The sequence below is a fragment of the Lactococcus sp. EKM203L genome (genome assembly GCF_011800585.1).
GTDB classification, from domain to species: Bacteria; Bacillota; Bacilli; order Lactobacillales; family Streptococcaceae; genus Lactococcus; species Lactococcus lactis.
In genome coordinates this window covers 1-1,262 of the sequence record NZ_JAALEQ010000034.1, presented here as the reverse complement: position 1 = coordinate 1,262, position 1,262 = coordinate 1, and the positions used below count along the sequence as shown (strand labels likewise).

General features: G+C 36.1%; 3 protein-coding genes. All 3 read left to right on the top strand.

All coding sequences use genetic code 11. The features are described from left to right. Positions 1 to 21: 21 nt before the first annotated feature. Positions 22 to 387 carry a hypothetical protein gene (locus tag HFD15_RS13930; protein ID WP_238785379.1) on the top strand — a complete coding sequence of 122 codons (366 nt, stop codon included), beginning with the start codon at positions 22 to 24 and terminating at the stop codon, positions 385 to 387. Positions 388 to 395: 8 nt separating this feature from the next. After that, positions 396 to 806 carry a YopX family protein gene (locus tag HFD15_RS13925; RefSeq protein WP_167593812.1) on the top strand — a complete coding sequence of 137 codons (411 nt, stop codon included), beginning with the start codon at positions 396 to 398 and terminating at the stop codon, positions 804 to 806. Next, positions 803 to 1,262: DUF1642 domain-containing protein (locus tag HFD15_RS14190; RefSeq protein WP_202982905.1), on the top strand; the 460-nt coding region annotated here is incomplete at its 3' end. The genes HFD15_RS13925 and HFD15_RS14190, both read left to right, overlap by 4 nt.

Sequence of the window (1,262 nt, the reverse complement as noted above, 5' to 3'; positions counted from 1 at the left end):
ATCTCTATCTTGAAACAACGCTTGCTAGACCGAAACGAACAGCTTAAACAGGCAAATAATAGCTCACAGCAATATGCAGACCAATTGAATCAATTGAACAACCAAATCAACCAGTTGAAAGACCAAATCAATCAAGACAACTCAAACTTGCAAAATCAAGCTGCTAGCTATCAAAACCAACTGAACGCACTCAATCAGCAAAAAGCGGATGTTAGCAATCAGTTAAATCAAGCGAACCAAGATAAGGCGAACATGGCGCAACAGATTAGTGATTTAAACGCAAAGCTATCTGCCGCTCAACAAAAGACTGACGAGCTATCGCAAGCTGTGACCGATGCACAACAGACTAAAGACTTGTCAGACGATGCTGTTAATGCGACGAAGTGAGGGATGAGATGATACCAAAATTAAGAGCTTGGGATAAACAAGATGAGCGCATGAGAACCGTTAGTTCTATTAATTTTGCTCACGAAGTAATATCCTGTAAGTTTGCAGAGTTAAAACCATTCGATTTAGTTGATGAATTTTCTATTGATGACGTTATATTAATGCAGTCAACAGGATTAAAAGATAAAAACGGCGTTGAAATTTATGAGGGTGACGTAATAAATTGTAGGAATTCTTTCAGAAATCCAATGACTGGTTCTGGGTCGCTTTCCATAAATAGAGATTTTAAAATAATTTTCGAAAATGGTGGATTCAAGGCTGAAGGGTTTGATATACGATTAAAAAATATCCTGAGCTATAGCGAAGTCATCGGAAATATCTATGAGAACCCTGAATTATTGAAAGGACACGAAAAATGACTAAGTTTGAAGAAGAATTATTCAACAAGGTGAAAGTCACTAATATTGAACTAACTACAGAAGCAGAATATAAAAAATCTACACTTATAAATCACTTCAAAAACTGGCACTCAGACGAAGAGTTTCAGGAGTTATTTGATAAATATAGTAATCTCAATGATAACTACGAAAAAGAAGTAATCAGAAGTTCTAAAATAGAATCGCAAATCATTGATTTAAAATTCCAACTCCAACAGCAAGCCCTGCCAGTCGTACCTGATTTTGTTGCTGAGTGGATAGAAACATTAAAATCTAAGGGTCTTAAACCACTAAAAAATCCAGAAACATACGGAGAAGCTGGCTTTACAGAAGAAAAACTACAAAATATTGTATTTTGGATTTCTGAACACCAAGAAGATTATATGCGTGCATGGCTTGACGGCTATACAGTCGAAAAACCGCAGCTGTTCTATTTGA

Bases quoted from the DNA above. Each gene is read 5' to 3' on its own strand.
- HFD15_RS13925 (WP_167593812.1), top strand. From the start codon at position 396: ATGATACCAAAATTAAGAGCTTGGGATAAACAAGATGAGCGCATGAGA.